The sequence below is a fragment of the Streptomyces sp. NPDC037301 genome, from assembly GCF_055602785.1.
The window spans coordinates 181,033-197,666 of the sequence record NZ_JBVJWD010000005.1; the positions used below are offsets into that span (position 1 = coordinate 181,033).

Genomic DNA, 16,634 nt, shown 5'->3' on the forward strand with positions numbered 1-16,634 from the left:
CCTTTCCGATGGCGAAGCAGATTCAGGGCCGTCCCTGGGCACTCCAGCGGCTGGTCTTCGACCAGCTCTGGCAGGACACCAAGGGAAAGGGGGTCCGGGTCGCGGTGATCGACACCGGCGTCGACGACACCAATCTGCAGCTGAAGTCCGCTGTCGACCGGGCATCCGGGACCGATCTGCTTCCGCCGTCGAAGGACGGGGCTCAGGACCCGGCGGCATCCGGCGGTGAGGACGGCACAACCGATCTCGTCGGCCACGGCACCAAGGTCGCCGGCATCATCGCGGCCCGCCCGCGTCCGGGCACGGGGTTCGTCGGTCTCGCCCCGGAAGCGACGATCATCCCCATCCGGCAGAACGACGACAAGGGCACCGGCACTGCCGCGACGATGGCCGCGGCCATCCGCCACGCCATCGCGAAGGACGCCCGCGTCATCAACATCTCCCAGGACACCGTCAAGCCCCTGCGAGCCGACTCCGACCTGGCGCTTGCTGTGCGCGAGGCTCTGAGCAGGGACATCGTCGTGGTCGCGTCCGCGGGTAACGACGGTCTCGCCGGCAAGGTCAAGGCGACGTACCCGGCGGCCTATCCGGGCGTCCTGGCGGTGGCCGCGTCGGACCGCAACGACGAGCGGGCGCCGTTCTCCCAGACCGGAGCCTTCGTAGGGGTTGCGGCGCCGGGCGTCGACATGGTGTCCACCGTTCCGAAGGGCGGCCAGTGTGTCGACAACGGCACAAGCTTCTCGGCCCCCTACGTCGCCGGAGTCGCTGCCCTCCTGCGGGCGAAACACCCGCGCTGGACGCAGTCCCAGGTGGTCGCCCAGATCGAGCAGACCGCCGAACGCGCGGTCAAGGGACGGGATGACTTCATCGGGTGGGGAGTGGTCGATCCGGTGCGCGCTCTCAACGACGACGAACACCCGCCGAGCGCACCTACCCCGGATCGTGCGGTGTCGGACGGTCCCGTCGGACCGGAACCGATCGCCCTCCAGTTGGGGGAGACCCGGCAGGAGCGGATCACCCGGATCTCGATCTATGTGCTGGCCGCCACGGGCCTTCTCATCGCAGTGATCGCGGGCACCGCGATCGTGCTGCGGGACCGTCGTCGCCGGTAATTAGGTGAATGTCCAACAACTCAACTCAGGGCTAAGGCTGTTGGAATGAGTGACGGCCGCAGCTAAACTGATTTTTGATAACTTTGGTCCGATGTACGCGTGGTACCCGACAATCGGGCAGCCGCGACATCCGATTCATGGGGGAAGGTGCGTTATGGGAGACAAGCTCAAGCTTTCAGCCGATCAGATCGACAAGCTCATCGGCGAACTCGGCAATATGCATGACACGCTCGAAGGCAGGATCACCCACCTCAACGGGGTCATCGACGCCGTGGAAGGCCACTGGAAGGGTGTTGCGGCCAACGCGTACAACGGCCTCCAGACGCAGGTCAACCTCGACGTGCGCAACCTGAAGGAGCTCCTGGCCTTCACCAAGGACGCCGTTCAGATGAGCCGTGACGGCTTCGACGCGGAGGAAGTGGAGCAGCTCAACAGCTTCAAGGGCGTCGACGGCGTCGACGGCGGCAACCTGGGCAGCAACGGCGTCCTGGACCGGTTCCAGGTCTCTTCGTAACCCGTCCTCATCCCGCCTCGCATCAGGAGACCGCTCAATGGAGATTACGTACTCCGGCGTCGTCGAAGCCTCGAATCAGGTCAAGTCGACCGCCGACACCATCAAGACCCAGCTCGACGAGCTGAACACCAAGGTCAAGGCTGTCGTCGCCACGTGGGACGGTGAGACGCAGCAGGCGTTCTACGACCGGCACAGTGGCTGGGACCTCAAGGTGAACCACATGCACGAGACCTTGACGACCATTTCGAGGAAGCTCATGGAAGCCACCGAGGGCTACCGGGCGAACGACCTCGCCCAGGCCCGGCGCTTCTCGGGCTGACCCAGGCACAGATGAATCACGACGGAACCGGCACGCTGTGGGTGTGGGATGCGGTCAGCGCATCCCACACCCGTGCCTGCGGTTCCGTGGCACTTTAGGGGAGGTGCTTCCATGAGACCTGAACTTCCGGGCGATGGGTCGCGCACGCCGGATCTGGCGACGCCCAGCGAGTCTCTGCAGAACTTCAAGATCCGCGTGGACAATCTGCTCACGAAGCTCGACGCGTCACCGGCCGCGCACGGCCGCATCACTGAACAGAAGGTCACCACCGCCGCGTACGGCACCGGCTTCCCGGAGGCCATAGGGCTGTCCAGCGCCTACGACATGGTGCATGCGCGCTTGGCGCTGCTCTCCAAGACGCTCGGTGATCAGCTGGAAGCGATGGGCATCACCGTCGATCTGGCCGACCGCGGCTACGAGAACGTCGACCAGGAACACTCCGAGCGTCTGCACGCTATCCAGCAGCGCACCGAGATCTACTACAAGAAGCCGGGATCCGACAAGGACCCGGGAGCGCCTGCAGAGGGCAAGGACAAGACCGGCGGGGGTTCGTCCAGCGGATCAGACGGCTTGTAACACGTGAAGTGAACGGGGGACAGGAATAACCATGGCCGAGAAGCTGCCACCACTCAACGCCTGCTACAACACCAGCAATTTCGAGCACGCGTCGTACCAGGACATGCTCAACATGGTCAGTGGCGTCAACGCCACGGAGATCATGAGCCGCGGCACCGCTCTCGTCGACGCGCAGACCGAGATCGAGAAGATCGGCACCGAGCTCAAGGAGCACGTCGGCCGTACCACCGGCTGGAAGGGCGCGGGCGGTGATGCCTTCCGCGAGTGGGGCAACGACTTCGCCAAGGAGACCCTGAAGCTGGCCGACTACGCCGGCACCGCGGGCACCTCGCTGCAGACGGCCGGCCAGGCCCTCAGCGAGGTGGCCAAGGTGATTCAGGGCCACCCTGACGCCGTGCAGATGTGCTTCGCGGACGAGAAGAAGGAAAAGGCCCGGATCGCGGCCGTCGAGACGGCGCGGAACGAAGCCATTCCGCAGATGAACAAGCTCGCCTCGTACTACCTGATGGCCCAGCAGTCGATCTCCTCGCAGGAGGAGCCGAACTTCAGGCCGCTGCCGAGCGCGGCACTGCCGGAGAGTTCGTACGATAGCTGGAAGACGGGCTACGGCTCTCCTGGAAGTAACCCCGGCAGCACGGACTCGGTGACAGGTCCGCAGAGCAGTAACGTGTCGACGGGCGGCCACCACTACACCACCGTGAACCCCGGTGACGTCAGCCCGTCCTCCCCGGACGGCACACCTGTCGTCCACACGCCGCAGCACGTCACCGCGGTGCCCGGGGCCCCGGACAACACGGGGACGAACATCGACACGGTGACGATGCCGCAGACCCCGACGCCCACCACGGTCCCGCCCATCGGTGGGCTCCCGCCGCAGGGCCCGAGTGGCGGCGGGCACCAGACGCCTCTTCCGCCCGTGGTGATGCCCCCGCGTACGGGTCCATTCGGTCCCGGAGGCGGCCCAGGGCGTACTTCTCCCACCGGGCCGGGTGGCAAGAGTGACATCGGACGCGTCAGGCCTCCGACGATCAACCCCGACAGGGGCGGCGTGGAAAGCGTCCGGCCTCCGACGGGCACCCCCGGCAGGGGTGGCGTCGACCCTGTCCGGCCCCCCATGGGCACTCCCGGCCGGGGTGGCGTCGAAGGTGTCCGGCCTCCCATGACCACCCGGACCGACACCGGCATCCATGGCGGTACGCCGGCTCAGGGCGGCCGGGGCGGGGTCGGCCCGGCCCGGGGCACCTCGCGCGGGACGGTCATCGGTGGCGAGAAGCCGTCGACCGGCCGCGGAATGATGCAGGGCCACGCCGGTGGCGCCCCCGGGATCGCCGGGGGGCGGGCCGGGGCCACAGGCCCCGGTGGCAGCTCGCAGCGCCTGGTCAACGAGCCGGGTGGCACCGTGCGGGCGCCACGCGGAACGCAGTCGGGGGCGGGACGGGAATTCACCCCGGGCGGCACCGGGCTCGTCCGCGAATCGCCGCGATCAGGCGGAGCGATGGGCCCGATGGGTGGTGCAATGGGCGGGTCCCAGGGCACACGGCGACGTTCACAGCGACGTGACGGCGAGAGCCCGGATTATCTTGCCGAGGACGAAGAGACCTGGGGCACGGGGGACGACGGCGTGGTTCCCCCCGTGATCGACTAGAGCCGGTTCCGGAACAGCGACGCCGGACGGCGGACAGAGAACGAGTGGGTGGCATGAGGTCAACGGTCAGGCGTCACCGCAGGCGAGCGTCGGCGGTGGTGTCAGCGCTGGGTTCCCTGGTCCTCCTCGGTGGTGCCATCGCCCCGGCCGCGTCCGCGGACACCATGCGCGACCGCGAGTGGTACCTGGACCGGATGCAGGCCGCTGAGATGTGGAAAGTCAGCACCGGTAAAGGGATCACTGTCGCTGTTCTCGATACCGGTGTGATCCCCTCTGTCCCTGAACTGACGGGGAAAGTGCTCACCGGAAAGAACTTCGTCGAGCCGAAGCGGGGTGCGCACAAGGACAAGGGCGGGCATGGCACCGCCATGGCAATGCTCATCGCGGGGAACGGGGTGAACGGTTCGGGCGTGAAGGGTCTTGCGCCGAACGCGCACATCCTCCCGTTGACCGTTTTCGGCTCCTCCAAGGAATCGGGCACCAATAGCGTCCCGGCTCTGATCGCCGCCATCCGATATGCCGCCGACAGCGAAGCCAAAATCATCAACATGTCCTTGGGCTTCGAGGACTTCATGCTCGCCGGGGGTGAGAAGGCTCAGATCCAAGAGGCCGTGGATTACGCCGTGGGGCGTGGGAAGCTGCTTCTGGCGGCGACCGGCAACAGGGGCGACAAGGACAACAACGTCTCGTACCCGGCGGGAAGCCTTGGCGTCGCGGGCATCGGGGCCGTCGACAAGACGTCCTCAGTCACGAAGTACTCGGTGTCAGGACCTCAAGTGGCGCTCGCCGCACCGGGTGAGGAAATCCCGATCCTCTGTGGCGGCGGTCAGGCAGGCTACTGCAACAGCGGCGGCACCAGCCAGGCGACCGCCATCGCCTCCGCCTCCGCCGCCCTCATCTGGTCCAAGCATCCGTCCTGGACCGGCAACCAGGTCCTCCGTGTCCTGATGAACACCGCGGGCAAACCGACCAAGGGCGCGATCCCCAGCCGCTACATCGGCTACGGCACGGTCCGCCCCCGCGTGGCCGTCCTCGGCGACCCCGGAGACCCGGGCCCGGCCGACGTGAACCCTCTGGTTGCCGCCCGGTCCCCGAAGAAGTCCGCGTCGCCGTCCGCCCCAAGCGGATCCGGCAGCCCCTCGAACGCCTCGAAGCCGCCGGCCTCACCCGCTGCCTCGGCTCAGGCCGATGACGGCAAGGGCGTCGGCGCGATCGTCTGGATCGCCGTCGGAGTCGGCGTGGTCGTCGTGGTCGGCGCGGTGCTCCTGCTACGCCGGCGAGCTGCCGGTGTCCGGCGTTGAACGCGGGTCATCACGCACCGCCCCATTCGAAATCATCTGTACGCCATAGGTCAGGAGGAGGCATCGTGGACGACGAATTCATACGCGGCCTGCAGCAGTTCCAGCAGCACGCACTGAACCTGCAGAGCATGATGACCGACATGCAGAACCGGATGGTGCCCCAGGGTGCCGAAGGAACGGACACCCAGGGTGCCGTGACCGTACGACTGGCGGCGGACGGGCTCCCAGAGTTCATCAGGGCCGCATCGGACTGGCAGCGCAGGCAGCCGCCCGAGGCCATCGGGGCAGCCGTCAGCGAAGCTTACGGAGCGGCCGTGAGCGAGCAGATGACGGCATGGGGCCAGGCCCTCGAGGACGGCGACTGGCAGAGCAAGGCAGACCAACTGGACAGTCAGTTCGGTCAACCGGCCGCTTCTGCAGCGCAGCCCGACATTCCTGAGCGGGATCTGCGTTACGTCGTCTCTCGCCCCCTCGACGAGCTGGCCGAGGATGTTCTTTCGGCCTTCGACGCGTTGGAACGGATGGACGAGACGGCGTCAGGACCGGACGAGGTCAACGGAACGTCCGCGGGCCGCCATGTGACCCTCGTCGTGTCCAAGGGGGCTCTGCGCTCTTGCGAGGTAGATCGGCAATGGGTGGCCGGTCAGTCGTACATCGGGCTGAACCAGGCCTTCGAAGAGGCCCTCGGTGATGCCAGGGACAAGCTGAGCAGCATTGAGGCTGCAGCCGCGGACGGCCTTGCAGGCCTGCAGGTGGACAGTTTGGTGGACGAGGCTCTGGCCATACTCCGCGATCCGCAGCGTTTCATTGACTGAGTTTCGAAGGGCAGGTCGACATGGCAGATCTCAAGCACATCACCGATGCGCTGCGGACCGAAGCGGGAATGTGGGACGAACAGAGCGTTTCCTTGGGGGAGGTGGCCCGCACGACTGACGGGATGAGGCTGACAGGCCTCGAAGGCGGCATCTTCTTCCTGGTTGTCCCCCGCTACAACGAGGCCATCGATCACGTCTCGGCCCGATGCTTCGAGGGAGAAAGCCGCATGGCGGAGGTCGCGGATGCATTGATCAAGAACGCGAACGCCTACGACAATCACGAGGCGGAAACCACCAAATCCGTCGAAGACGCCTACTGATAAGAGGAATTCGCAATGGCATTCAATGTGGCTCAAACACAGGCGACAATAGAGAAGTTGAACTCCGGCGTCACGAAGATGTCGGCCAAGCTGGATCTCATCGGCCCGGCCGTCGAAAAGGCGGTGAACCATTGGTACGTTCCGGATTTCATCGCCAAGCCGTTGATCTGGGCTGCAAACAAGTTGATAGAGATCGGAAGCTGGATCCTGAACAAGGTCATCGAATGCCTCAAGGGCGCTGCCGCGCCAGTGCTGTTCTATTTGGATGCGCAGGAATGGCAAGGTCCGTCGATCCGGGGGAAGGTGTCGGGCGTTGCCGGAAACGTTGCGGGGGAAGCGCTCAAGGCGCCCCTCAGCTGGACGGGCGAAGGCGCCACAGCGTACGGCTTGGCCGTGAAGGGTCAGCCCATCGCAGCCACTCAGATCGAGACGACTTCCGATAAGCTTGCCACGGCATTGACGATTTGCGCGGCGGCCGGAGCGGCATTCTATTTGGCGCTGCTGGCCGTTCTGGTCAAGGCCATCCTTGTTATGATCGCGGCAGCCGCTGCCGCGGCCACCGGCGTAGGGGCGCCGGTGGGCTTTCTGGCTGCTGTAGGCGAAGCGCTGCAGGATTCTGGCATCATCATGGGACTTGTGGTAACGCTGGTGGGGGTGCTCACAGCGCAGGCTACTCAAATAGCCGTTGCCAAGGGTGAAGCAAACGACAACAGTGCCTTTCCCAAGGGAGGCAAGTGGCCGTCCGCAGTTGTTTGATGCAGGTGCGGCGCTGCCGAATTGATTCTGCTGGCTCGGCAGTGCTTGATGACGCCGGGAAGGCAGGACCTTCTGAATGACGGGTGATGGTTTCGCATGTACTGGATTCGACTACCGCTTTGGTGTGCCACGCCGGCCAGTTTTTACGTGATGTTCTTCACCCCCCATCTTCTTATGAAGTCCCCGTTGGTGATGCTCCTTTGTGTCGTGGGCATTCTCCTCCCGGGCTGGGGTGAGAGTTACTTGCTGTGGCGGCGCCGGAGAGACTGGTACGCACAGTTTGCGTCCATCGACGAACTGCGGTTGCTAGTGACGGACGAGGCGGAGCTCCGGCGGATTCGTGACGAAAAAGGGTTGCTGGTGGCTGCCCGCCGATTCAGGCGTCAGTTTCCTCGGTGCCCCTTGAGTGAAGCCCTGAAGATGATCCAGTCGCTGTGACCGCTCCACTCGCTCACCGCGGTCGTCAAGGTTGGAACAAGCGCGGATAAGGCCGTCATGGGCCCGGCGCTACGTGGCGCTGTCGGGGCGCGTTCTACGTCACGCCGGGCGTCATCCCGGCTGAGTACGTCGTGACCCTGAGCGGCGCGATCGCGGCGCCGGGTGCCGTTGCCTCCTCCTGGGCACCGTCCGACGCCCGACTTTCGCCCAGTGCATGACCGGGCGCGCGGAATTCTCGGATCAACAGGCAGGGTGGACTTCTTGTACGGATTGTGGGTCGCTCTCTGGGCCATCGGCCTGGTGGCCTTGGGGTGTTCGTTCTTCTTGATGAGATCGGATCTCCCCGAGGCGGTCCTGATGCTCTCCGTAGTCTTGTCCCTGGCCTGCCCGTTGGTGGCCGAGGGCCAGGTGGCACGACGGAAACAGAAAGCGCACCAAGCGGAGCAACGGGATTGGTACGCCCAGAGCTTCGGCTCGATCGACGTGCTGCGGAAGGCCGTTGACGAGCCGGGCCTGCGTCGCATCCGCGACGAGAAGGCGCCTGCCAACGCGGTACGGGAGGTCAAGCGTCAGCTCTATCCGCTTCCGTTGGACGTGGCAGTAACCCTGGTCACGGCATTGTGAGCCCGCGTGCCACAGACGGGTCCGGATCAGGGAGAGTGCGCTGCGATGCGGCGTGCCCTCCCTGAGTTCGTGTTGGTGCCAGGGAAGGCGGCATCCACGAAAACCAATCGCTGTGAGCGCTGTACCCGCTCACCACGGCAGTCAAGGCTAGGCGCTGTGCGGTGCTCTGGATGCCGATCGGCTTGGCCGCGGGGAGTTGTGAGACGTGCGCTCGCCGCATGAGGCTCAACGGAGGAAACATCATGTCCACACCCCCCAGTTCCACCGAAGGGCTATGGCTCCCTGCTGAGCGGGCGCGCCGCGGCGGGTTCTACCTCGGTTTGGTTCTCGCTGCGATGCTCTGCATGGTGCTTTTGGGAGCACTCGTGGTGTTTGTTACCTGCGTGCTGATCTTGGGTGAAGGTATTGAGTTTATGGGCAGTGTGGGCGTCGTCGGCCTGTGTACGGGACTACCGGTGATGGGAGGAGTAGTGAGTCTGCTGCTGCTGATCTACCTTGTGCCGCGATATTCGGCCCTGCGCATCGATTCAATGGGCATCAGCAAGGTGTGGCGTGGCCGCACGGAGACCGTGCGCTGGGCTGATATCGACAAGGTCCGGTTCAACAGCAGGCGAAGCTACCTGCTGCTGGTGCTGAAGGCAGGCGCACTCCCGGAGCTGCCGAACGCCGTTGAAGGGCCGAGAGCGGTTCTGATGCACTCGCTCGGAAACTCCCTCTGGCGCCGACGGAGGCCGACTCACGCTGACTTGATCATTGACGCGGTCGAGCGGTTTGGCCCGGGAAGGTACACCGTCGAGCCCTTGAGCCTGGGCAAGGGCGGCGCGACAGGGGCGGGCGCCTCGGCGTAGTCGGAGTATGCGCAGTTCGGGGATCGGCGTCCCGTCTCACCGAAGATTGAGTACCGGAGCGCCGTGCACAGACTCGCGTGCGCCGCGTGGACATGTACCCCGCCTACGCCGAGCCGCGCGGCCGGCCTCGCCTTTTGAGTCCACCTGAGGCGATGCGCAGGCCCGGGGCCATCAGGGCTGATGCCCCGGCCCGTCGGGCGACTGGAAACCGGGGGAGAGTCCGTGGCAGCTCACGTGTTGACATTGCGCCACCAGCCTGGACAGTTCATATGTGATGTTCAATCACGCTTCGCCAGCGGAGAGTTGTGCGACTTGCACTCGCCGCCTGAGACTCAATGAAGGAAACATCATGTCCACACCCTCTGGTGCCGCCGTCGAAGGGCTGTTGCTCCCTGCTGAGCGGGCGCGCCGCGGCGGGGCCTACCTCGGCATGGCCCTCGCAGTGATGCTCTGCCTGGCGATCCTCGAAGGCGTATCGGTATTTGTGGGCGGCGTGCTGATCGCGGGTGATGACATGGGAACTATGGGCTCGCCGGGCGTCGGCGGATATGTGGGACTGCCGGTGATCGCAGCAGTAGTGAGCCTGCCGCTGTTCGCGCTTGCGTGGCGACAACCGGCCCTGCGCATCGATCCAACGGGCATCAGCAAGGTGCGGCGTCGCGGAACGGAGACCGTGCCGTGGGCTGATATCGAGAAGGTTCAGTTCACGACGAAGCGGAGCGTCCTGGTGCTGGTGATGAAGGCAGGCTCCCGCCCGGGGAAGCCGAACGCCGTTGGCGGGCCGACGGTGGCTGTGCCCTACTACTCGCTCGGAAACTCCCTCTGGCGCCGACGGAGGCCGGCTCACCATGACTTGATCGTTAACGCGGTCGAGCGGTTTGCCCCGGGAAGGTACACCGTCGAGCCCTGGAACCTGGGCAAGGGCGGCGTGACAGGGGCGGGCGCCTCGGCGTAGTCGAAGTATGCGCAGTTCGGGCATCGGCGTCCCGTCTCACCGAAGATTGAGTACCGGAGCGCCGTGCACGGACTCGCGTGCGCCGCGTGGACATGTACCCCGCCGACGCCGAGCCGCGCGGCCAGCTGGACAAGTCCCCCCGCCGCCGGGAACGGTCGGACTGCATTGACATCCCTGCGGACGGCACGAGCGCGCTCCAGCACGAGCCGGATGGCTCGGGGCTGGACGGCGAGACCTTCGAGGGCGCCTGACCCGCTCAGGACGCACGCCTCCTTCGTGACGTACCACTGAGAGCGTAAGAGGGGGTCAGCCCGTGACCGGGCCGACCCCCTCCTCCGTTGTGCGGTGACCCGCTCAGTCCGCCTCCGTCGGCAGCCAGCCCGTCTGGATCAGGGAAGGCGCGCTGCGGCGGGAGACGAACAGGCCGCGGCCGGGAGGCAGCGGGCGGGCCTTCACGTCGCCGAGGAGCTCGCCCTCGCCGGGGTGACCGGACAGGACGACGCCCTGGGCGCCCAGCTCCTTGAAGCGCTGGATGAAGGGCTCGTACGAGGAGCGGCCGGCCCCCGCACTGCTGCGGGCGATGATGAAGTTCACCCCGGCGTCGCGGGCGTACGGCAGATTGTCGACCAGCATGGCCATGGGGTTGTTGGAGGACGTGGCGACCAGGTCGTAGTCGTCGACGATGATGAACGCCCGGGGCCCCCGCCACCAGCTGCGCGTGCGCAGCTGCTGCGGGGTCACATCCGGTCCGGGGATGCGGCTGCTGATGAGGGTGTTCATGTCGTTGAGGTACGTCTCGAACGCGTTGTGCGTCGTCGCGTATCCGACCAGGTACGGCTCGGGCACGCACTCCAGCAGGCTGCGCCGGTAGTCACCGACACAGATCAACGCCTCCTGCGGGGTGTACCGCTCGGTGATCTGCTTGATGAGCAGTCGCAGCAGTGCGGTCTTCCCGGACTCCGACTCACCGAAGACCGCGAACAGCGGGTCGGTGTCGAAGTCGACCAGGACCGGTGCGAGGTTCATCTCGTCGATGCCGATCGCGACGCCACCGTGCGACCGGTCGGGGCCGCTCGGCAGCTCGCGCGCGGACAGCTTCCTGGGCAGCATGCGGACCTGCGGGGCGTGCGGGCCGGGCCAGTTGTCGGACGAGGCCCGGACGAAGGCGCTGGTGGCCTCGGACAGGTCGTCGCCGGAGCCCGCGGAGTCGTCGATGCGCGGCAGGGCGCCCATGAAGTGGAGCTTCTCCGCCGTCAGGCCTCGGCCCGGTGTGCCGACGGGGACGTTCACCGCTACCTTGCGGTCCAGTTCGGAGTCGGTCGGGTCGCCGAGGCGCAGCTCCAGCCGGTTGAGCAACTGGTCCTTGAGCGCTGCCCGCATCTCCATGTACCGGGCAACGGTGGCGATCAGGTGTACGCCCAGTCCCAGGCCCCGGGCAGCGATGTCGGCGACGACGGGCTCCAGGAACTCGTAGTCCGTCTTGAAGGACTGCCAGCCGTCGATGACCAGGAAGACGTCGCCCCACGGCTCGCCCGGCAGCCGGCCGGCGGCGCGGAGCTGGCGGTATGTGGTGATCGAGTCGATGTTGTTGTCCCGGAAGAACTCCTCGCGCCGATTGAGGATTCCGGAGACCTCGGCGACCGTGCGGCGGATCTTCTCCGGGTCGAGCCGGGAGGCCACCCCACCGACGTGGGGCAGGCCTTCGACGGCGATCATGCCGCCGCCGCCGAAGTCCATTCCGTAGAACTGCACTTCGTGCGGCGTGTGCGTGAGGGCGAAGGAGCCGATGAGGGCACGCAACAGGGTGGACTTGCCGGAGCGGGGGCCGCCGACGATCAGCATGTGACCGGCGGCGCCGGAGAAGTCCCGCACCAGAGGGTCGCGCCGCTGCTCGAAGGGCTTGTCCACCAGACCGAACGGAACGACCAGGGCGCCGTTCTGCCCGTACTGCGGGGCGTGGAGTCCGCGCTCGGGCGTCACCGCCAGCGGGGGCAGCATCTGATCGAGGGAAGGTGCTTCGGTAAGCGGCGGCAGCCACACCTGATGGGCGAGGGGCCCCTGACCCTCCAAGCGGCGTGCGATGACATCGAGAACGGTGTCCGCCAGCGCATCGTCAGTTCTCTGTCCGGGCGCGAAGGAGACGTCCGGATCGGGCTCGGGGTAGTGGACCGCCACCGGAGTCGCGGTGAACAGCACGGGGCGGCGGTCGATGGGGAGTTCCCCGCCGCCGGTGACCGGGGCGACGCCCGGCCGGTAGGTACCCGACACGTAGGCGGCCTTGAAGCGGGTCATCCCCTCCGTGCCGAACTTCAGGAACCCGGAACCGGGGACCGAGGGCAGGTGGTACGCGTCGGGCACACCCAGGGCGGTACGGGACTCGGCGGCGGAGAACGTACGCAGGCCGATCCGGTAGGACAGGTAGGTGTCCAGGCCGCGCAGGCGGCCCTCCTCCAGGCGCTGCGAGGCCAGCAGCAGGTGCACGCCCAGGGACCGCCCGATGCGGCCGATCTGGATGAACATGTCGATGAAGTCGGGCTTCGCGGTGAGGAGCTCACTGAACTCGTCGATCACCAGGACCAGGGAAGCCAGGGGCTCCAGCGGGGCGCCCGCGGCGCGCGCCTTCTCGTAGTCGGTGAGGTTCGCGTAATTGCCCGACGCCCGAAGGAGCTCCTGACGGCGCTGCAGCTCACCCGTGATGGAGTCCCGCATACGGTCGACCAGGGTGAGGTCGTCCGACAGGTTGGTGATGACGGCGGCGACATGCGGAAGCTCGGACATCCCGGCGAACGTCGCGCCACCCTTGAAGTCGGCCAGGACGAAGTTCAGCGTCTCGGAGGAGTGGGTGACCGCCAGGCCCAGCACCAGGGTGCGCAGCAGCTCGGACTTGCCGGAACCGGTCGCTCCCACACACAGTCCGTGCGGGCCCATACCCTCCTGTGCGGCCTCCTTGAGGTCGAGCATGACGGGCGAGCCGTCCTCGCCGATGCCGATCGGTACGCGCAGCCGGTCGGCCGTCGAGCGGGGCCGCCAGACAGTATTGGTGTCGACCGCGGCCGGATCGCCGATTCCCAGCAGATCCGTGAAATCCAGGTTGGCGAGCAGAGGTTCGTCGTCCTCCGCGCCGCTTCCCATCCGCAACGGGGCGAGCTGACGGCCCAGGGCCTCCGCGGTTTCGACCGGCAGGAAGTCGGGCGTGCCGTGATAGGTGACCGCGGCCGACTCCAGCCGCAGCCGGCCCGGCCGTACGGCGATGTTCAGTCCGCCGCGGGGTTCGTCCAGCTCTTCCGGAACGATCTCCACGACGGTCACGCCCTGGAGCCCCTCCGGAGAGGCGAGCAGCGACTCCGCCGGCACGAAACTGCCGTCCAGCACGATGACGACGTGCGGCTGGTCGAGGAGCGGTGACCCCTCGCGATTGAACCTCGACCGGCCCGCCAGGGTGTTCTCGAGAAGTGCCTCGACTTCCATCAGGTTGTCGCCGAACAGCCGCTTCGTGCCGGCCCCGTCGGAAGACCCCGGAACCTGGGTGTGCGGAAGCCACTTCGTCCAGTCCCACTGGTCCGTGACATCCCGGGACGCCACGACCGCGACCATGAGGTCGTCGGGTGAGTGCAGCGCGACCAGTCCGGCCACCATCGCGCGGGCGGAATCGCGTACCGAACCCGGCTCGCCCGACACCACGACGTGGTAGAAGGCGCGAAGAGATACCGCCATGGGAAGCCGGTCGAGCGAACCATGAGTGGCCAGGAATTGGTGCATGGCACCGGCCGACAGCGGCTCCAGCTCATCCAGCGGCGCGGTGCTCGGAGCCACCAGCGGTGTCCACAACTGCTGCGGTCCCAGACCGATGCGGACCTGTCCGAAGTCCTTGTCGCCGATCCGCCGCTCCCAGAGCCGGCCGCCCTCGGCGACCAGCGACCACAGCTGGTCCGGATCCGGATGCAGATAGAACTGCGCGTCCCGCTGGGCCCGCGCGGTACGGCGCACCTTGCGCCGGGTCTGCGCCAGGTACTTCAGGTAGTCCCGGCGGCCCTCCGAGGCCTCGCCCTGGCTTCCCTTGCGGTGCCGCATCACCTGCGCGATCGCCATGGCCGCTGTCGACAGCAGCATCATGACGCCCATGATCTTCATGAAGGGCTGCGAGCCCGGCATGAAGAAGAACACCACCGATGAGCCCATGCCGAGCATCGGCAGCAACTGCATCGCCATGCCCTCCTGCTGCCCACGCGGCAGTTCAGGAGGCGACTCGAGTCGCACCTCCGCCGCGGATGTCTCAGGTGGCATGGCTCGGGGCAGGCGCTTGACGACGATCTGGGTCACCGGCGAATCAATCCCTCAGTGCGGCCCGGAGAGTTGCGGGCCGGCACCCCCGTGGCAGCGACCTACCTCCGCGCGCCAATAATCCTACGTGTAGGCCATGGGAGGGACCCCGATAGGGTGGCGCCCTTGGCCAGGAGCGCGGGTTACAGCGAACGAGGGGATCCATCAGGTGAGTTCGACCCTGACAACCGGTTTTTGCCGAGTAACGGTCGTGGCGCCGGACGGCCGTGTCGATGTCGCCCTCCCGGACGATGTCGCTGTCGCCGATCTCCTGCCGGAGATCCTGCGGCTGACCGGCCAGGCCACACCACCGGGGGTACCTCCCGGCTATCACCTGGCCCGCCGCGACGGCACCCTCCTGGACGCCACCCACCCGCTGGCCGTCCAGCGGGTCCTGGACGGTGACGTCCTGCGGCTTAGGCCCTTCGCGGAATCGCTCCCCCCGGCCGTCTTCGACGATGTCGCCGACGCGGTCGCGTCCGCCGTCCGCCGCGACCGCGCACTGTGGAGCGACCAGCTGTTGGGCGTCTCCGGTCGCTTCGGTGGCGCGCTCCTTCTCGTGCTCATGGGCTTTGTGCTCTGGTTCGCCGACCCGGTCCGGCATGACATGCATGGACTGCCGGGCATCGTTGCCGCCGCCGTCGGTACGCTGCTCGTCACGCTCGCCGGCGTCAGGGCGCGGAGCTACGGCGACCGGGCCTCCGCGATCGCGCTCGGCCTCGCGGCTCTGCCGCACCTGATGATCGCCGGGTCCGGCCTCCTCGCGCTCGACCCGGGCACCGGCATCGGGCGTCTCCAGTTCATGCTCGGCTGCGCCACGGTGCTCGTCGTCTCCGCCGGGCTCGTCGCCGCGATGCCGTCCGGCGACGCCCCCTTCGTCGCCGTTGTCTTCGCCTCGGCGGTCGGCACCCTCGCGACGTTCTGCTCGATCCTCACCGAAGCCCGCCCCAGCGAGACCGCCGCTGTCTGCGCGGTCGTCGCGATCGGCGCCATCGCCTTCCTCCCCGGGCTCTCCGCGCGGGTGGCCCACCTGCCGATCGGCTACGCCGCCCCCCGCCCCACGACGGACGCCGACCTCGACAACGAGCCGGGCGTCGGCGAGCCCGATCCTGTCGACGCCGAACGCATCGCGGCCCAGGCCCGGCGCGGGCACGAGCTGCTGCTGGGCCTTGTCGGAGGCTGCTGCGTCGTGGTGGTCGCGGCCGCCGCCGTCCTGGGCTTCTCCAGTGACGTCTGGGGCCAGACCCTCGCGCTGGTCGCGGGCCTGGCCATGCTGTTGCGAGCACGGCTCTTCCGTTACACCGCCCAAGTCGCCGCCGTTCTGGGCGCGGGCCTCGCCGCCCTGGGCCTGCTGGTGCTGGGGCTGTCGCTCAATCCGCCTACCGGCGCTGTCATCAAGCTCCTGACGGAACAGGACCGAGGGCCGCTCGACATCCGTACCCTGTGGCTCGCCACGGCCGTCACGGCCGGTGCCGCCCTGCTGATCGGCATCGCTCTGATCATTCCGAAGAGGGGACTGTCCCCCTTCTGGGGCCGACTCTCCGACCTGGCCGAGGTGGTTCTCCTCCTCGCGCTCGTCCCCCTCTGCCTGGCCGTCCTCGACGTGTACTCCTCGGCACGCAGCATGACCAGCGGTTAGATTCCGAGCTCGGAACACGTTCGGCGCGATGCGCTGAACCGCGATGCGCTGAACCCGGTGCCCGCTTTCATCCTTCGCGACCGGGCCGGCCCCCCCAACACGCACATCGAAGCGGTGAGGGCCAACGCGCGTTCGGCGACGACGTCCCGATGGCCCGTCAGACCGGTCAAAACGACCCTCATGACGTTTGTTCTCATTCAACTGAGGCTCGCAGCGAGCCTGCGCGCCGGCCACGACAAGCCGTGACCGGCGAGGGCACGCGCACCAGTGGGTTGGGGCCGCCCGGCCCGCCGATGTCAGCCGAGCCGGTCGTGATCGGTCAGCACGGCGTCGATCACGCCCAGTTCGCCGGGGGGGCCGCTCGCGGGCCGCCCGGCGAAGCCGCGCACCACACTGTCCAGCGATGTGCCGCAAGAGCGGGGTGCGGCGGACGCCGCGTCCGACGGACAACC

15 protein-coding genes are annotated in these 16,634 nt (G+C 67.2%); 14 read left to right on the forward strand and 1 reads right to left on the reverse strand.

Going from position 1 to position 16,634, the window contains the following annotated elements:
- Positions 1-8 precede the first annotated feature (8 nt).
- The 13 genes from mycP (at position 9) to ACZ7IB_RS11495 (ending at position 10,474) form a co-directional block, all read left to right on the forward strand.
- Positions 9-1,112: a type VII secretion-associated serine protease mycosin gene (gene mycP, locus ACZ7IB_RS11435; protein WP_470911861.1), complete on the forward strand. Its 1,104-nt coding sequence runs from the start codon at positions 9-11 to the stop codon at positions 1,110-1,112.
- Between the two features lie 154 nt (positions 1,113-1,266).
- Entirely contained in the window at positions 1,267-1,626 is a 360-nt protein-coding gene (locus tag ACZ7IB_RS11440) for a WXG100 family type VII secretion target (RefSeq protein ID WP_470911533.1), read from the forward strand.
- A 37-nt stretch (positions 1,627-1,663) separates the two neighbouring features.
- Complete coding sequence (locus ACZ7IB_RS11445; RefSeq protein ID WP_470911534.1) at positions 1,664-1,945, forward strand: WXG100 family type VII secretion target; 282 nt, start codon at positions 1,664-1,666, stop codon at positions 1,943-1,945.
- 111 nt (positions 1,946-2,056) lie between these two features.
- Positions 2,057-2,521, forward strand: a complete 465-nt coding sequence (locus ACZ7IB_RS11450; RefSeq protein ID WP_470911538.1) for a hypothetical protein — start codon at positions 2,057-2,059, stop codon at positions 2,519-2,521.
- A 31-nt stretch (positions 2,522-2,552) separates the two neighbouring features.
- On the forward strand, positions 2,553-4,166 hold the full coding sequence (locus ACZ7IB_RS11455; protein WP_470911540.1) for a WXG100 family type VII secretion target: 1,614 nt from the start codon (positions 2,553-2,555) through the stop codon (positions 4,164-4,166).
- A gap of 98 nt (positions 4,167-4,264) precedes the next feature.
- Positions 4,265-5,467 carry a S8 family serine peptidase gene (locus tag ACZ7IB_RS11460; protein ID WP_470911543.1) on the forward strand — a complete coding sequence of 401 codons (1,203 nt, stop codon included), beginning with the start codon at positions 4,265-4,267 and terminating at the stop codon, positions 5,465-5,467.
- A 65-nt stretch (positions 5,468-5,532) separates the two neighbouring features.
- On the forward strand, positions 5,533-6,282 hold the full coding sequence (locus tag ACZ7IB_RS11465; protein WP_470911545.1) for a hypothetical protein: 750 nt from the start codon (positions 5,533-5,535) through the stop codon (positions 6,280-6,282).
- A 20-nt stretch (positions 6,283-6,302) separates the two neighbouring features.
- Entirely contained in the window at positions 6,303-6,602 is a 300-nt protein-coding gene (locus ACZ7IB_RS11470) for a hypothetical protein (RefSeq protein WP_470911547.1), read from the forward strand.
- 15 nt (positions 6,603-6,617) lie between these two features.
- Positions 6,618-7,358, forward strand: a complete 741-nt coding sequence (locus ACZ7IB_RS11475; RefSeq protein WP_470911550.1) for a hypothetical protein — start codon at positions 6,618-6,620, stop codon at positions 7,356-7,358.
- Between the two features lie 690 nt (positions 7,359-8,048).
- Positions 8,049-8,420, forward strand: a complete 372-nt coding sequence (locus tag ACZ7IB_RS11480) for a hypothetical protein (protein WP_393699567.1) — start codon at positions 8,049-8,051, stop codon at positions 8,418-8,420.
- Between the two features lie 242 nt (positions 8,421-8,662).
- Positions 8,663-9,268, forward strand: coding sequence for a hypothetical protein (locus ACZ7IB_RS11485; protein ID WP_470911553.1), 606 nt, complete (start codon positions 8,663-8,665; stop codon positions 9,266-9,268).
- A 349-nt stretch (positions 9,269-9,617) separates the two neighbouring features.
- Positions 9,618-10,223 carry a PH domain-containing protein gene (locus tag ACZ7IB_RS11490; protein ID WP_470911555.1) on the forward strand — a complete coding sequence of 202 codons (606 nt, stop codon included), beginning with the start codon at positions 9,618-9,620 and terminating at the stop codon, positions 10,221-10,223.
- An 86-nt stretch (positions 10,224-10,309) separates the two neighbouring features.
- Positions 10,310-10,474: a hypothetical protein gene (locus tag ACZ7IB_RS11495; protein ID WP_351252980.1), complete on the forward strand. Its 165-nt coding sequence runs from the start codon at positions 10,310-10,312 to the stop codon at positions 10,472-10,474.
- A gap of 103 nt (positions 10,475-10,577) precedes the next feature.
- Here the strand turns inward: ACZ7IB_RS11495 and eccCa are convergent, their stop codons facing one another.
- Complete coding sequence (gene eccCa / locus ACZ7IB_RS11500; protein ID WP_470911559.1) at positions 10,578-14,543, reverse strand: type VII secretion protein EccCa; 3,966 nt, start codon at positions 14,541-14,543, stop codon at positions 10,578-10,580.
- A gap of 169 nt (positions 14,544-14,712) precedes the next feature.
- On the opposite strand from eccCa, the gene eccD reads away from it, so the two are divergent.
- Positions 14,713-16,182: a type VII secretion integral membrane protein EccD gene (gene eccD / locus ACZ7IB_RS11505; RefSeq protein ID WP_470911562.1), complete on the forward strand. Its 1,470-nt coding sequence runs from the start codon at positions 14,713-14,715 to the stop codon at positions 16,180-16,182.
- Positions 16,183-16,634: the final 452 nt, after the last annotated feature.

Bases quoted from the DNA above. Each gene is read 5' to 3' on its own strand.
- ACZ7IB_RS11470 (WP_470911547.1), top strand. From the start codon at position 6,303: ATGGCAGATCTCAAGCACATCACCGATGCGCTGCGGACCGAAGCGGGA.
- ACZ7IB_RS11450 (WP_470911538.1), top strand. From the start codon at position 2,057: ATGAGACCTGAACTTCCGGGCGATGGGTCGCGCACGCCGGATCTGGCG.
- ACZ7IB_RS11485 (WP_470911553.1), top strand. From the start codon at position 8,663: ATGTCCACACCCCCCAGTTCCACCGAAGGGCTATGGCTCCCTGCTGAG.
- ACZ7IB_RS11445 (WP_470911534.1), top strand. From the start codon at position 1,664: ATGGAGATTACGTACTCCGGCGTCGTCGAAGCCTCGAATCAGGTCAAG.
- ACZ7IB_RS11440 (WP_470911533.1), top strand. From the start codon at position 1,267: ATGGGAGACAAGCTCAAGCTTTCAGCCGATCAGATCGACAAGCTCATC.
- ACZ7IB_RS11455 (WP_470911540.1), top strand. From the start codon at position 2,553: ATGGCCGAGAAGCTGCCACCACTCAACGCCTGCTACAACACCAGCAAT.
- ACZ7IB_RS11490 (WP_470911555.1), top strand. From the start codon at position 9,618: ATGTCCACACCCTCTGGTGCCGCCGTCGAAGGGCTGTTGCTCCCTGCT.
- mycP (WP_470911861.1), top strand. From the start codon at position 9: ATGGCGAAGCAGATTCAGGGCCGTCCCTGGGCACTCCAGCGGCTGGTC.
- ACZ7IB_RS11475 (WP_470911550.1), top strand. From the start codon at position 6,618: ATGGCATTCAATGTGGCTCAAACACAGGCGACAATAGAGAAGTTGAAC.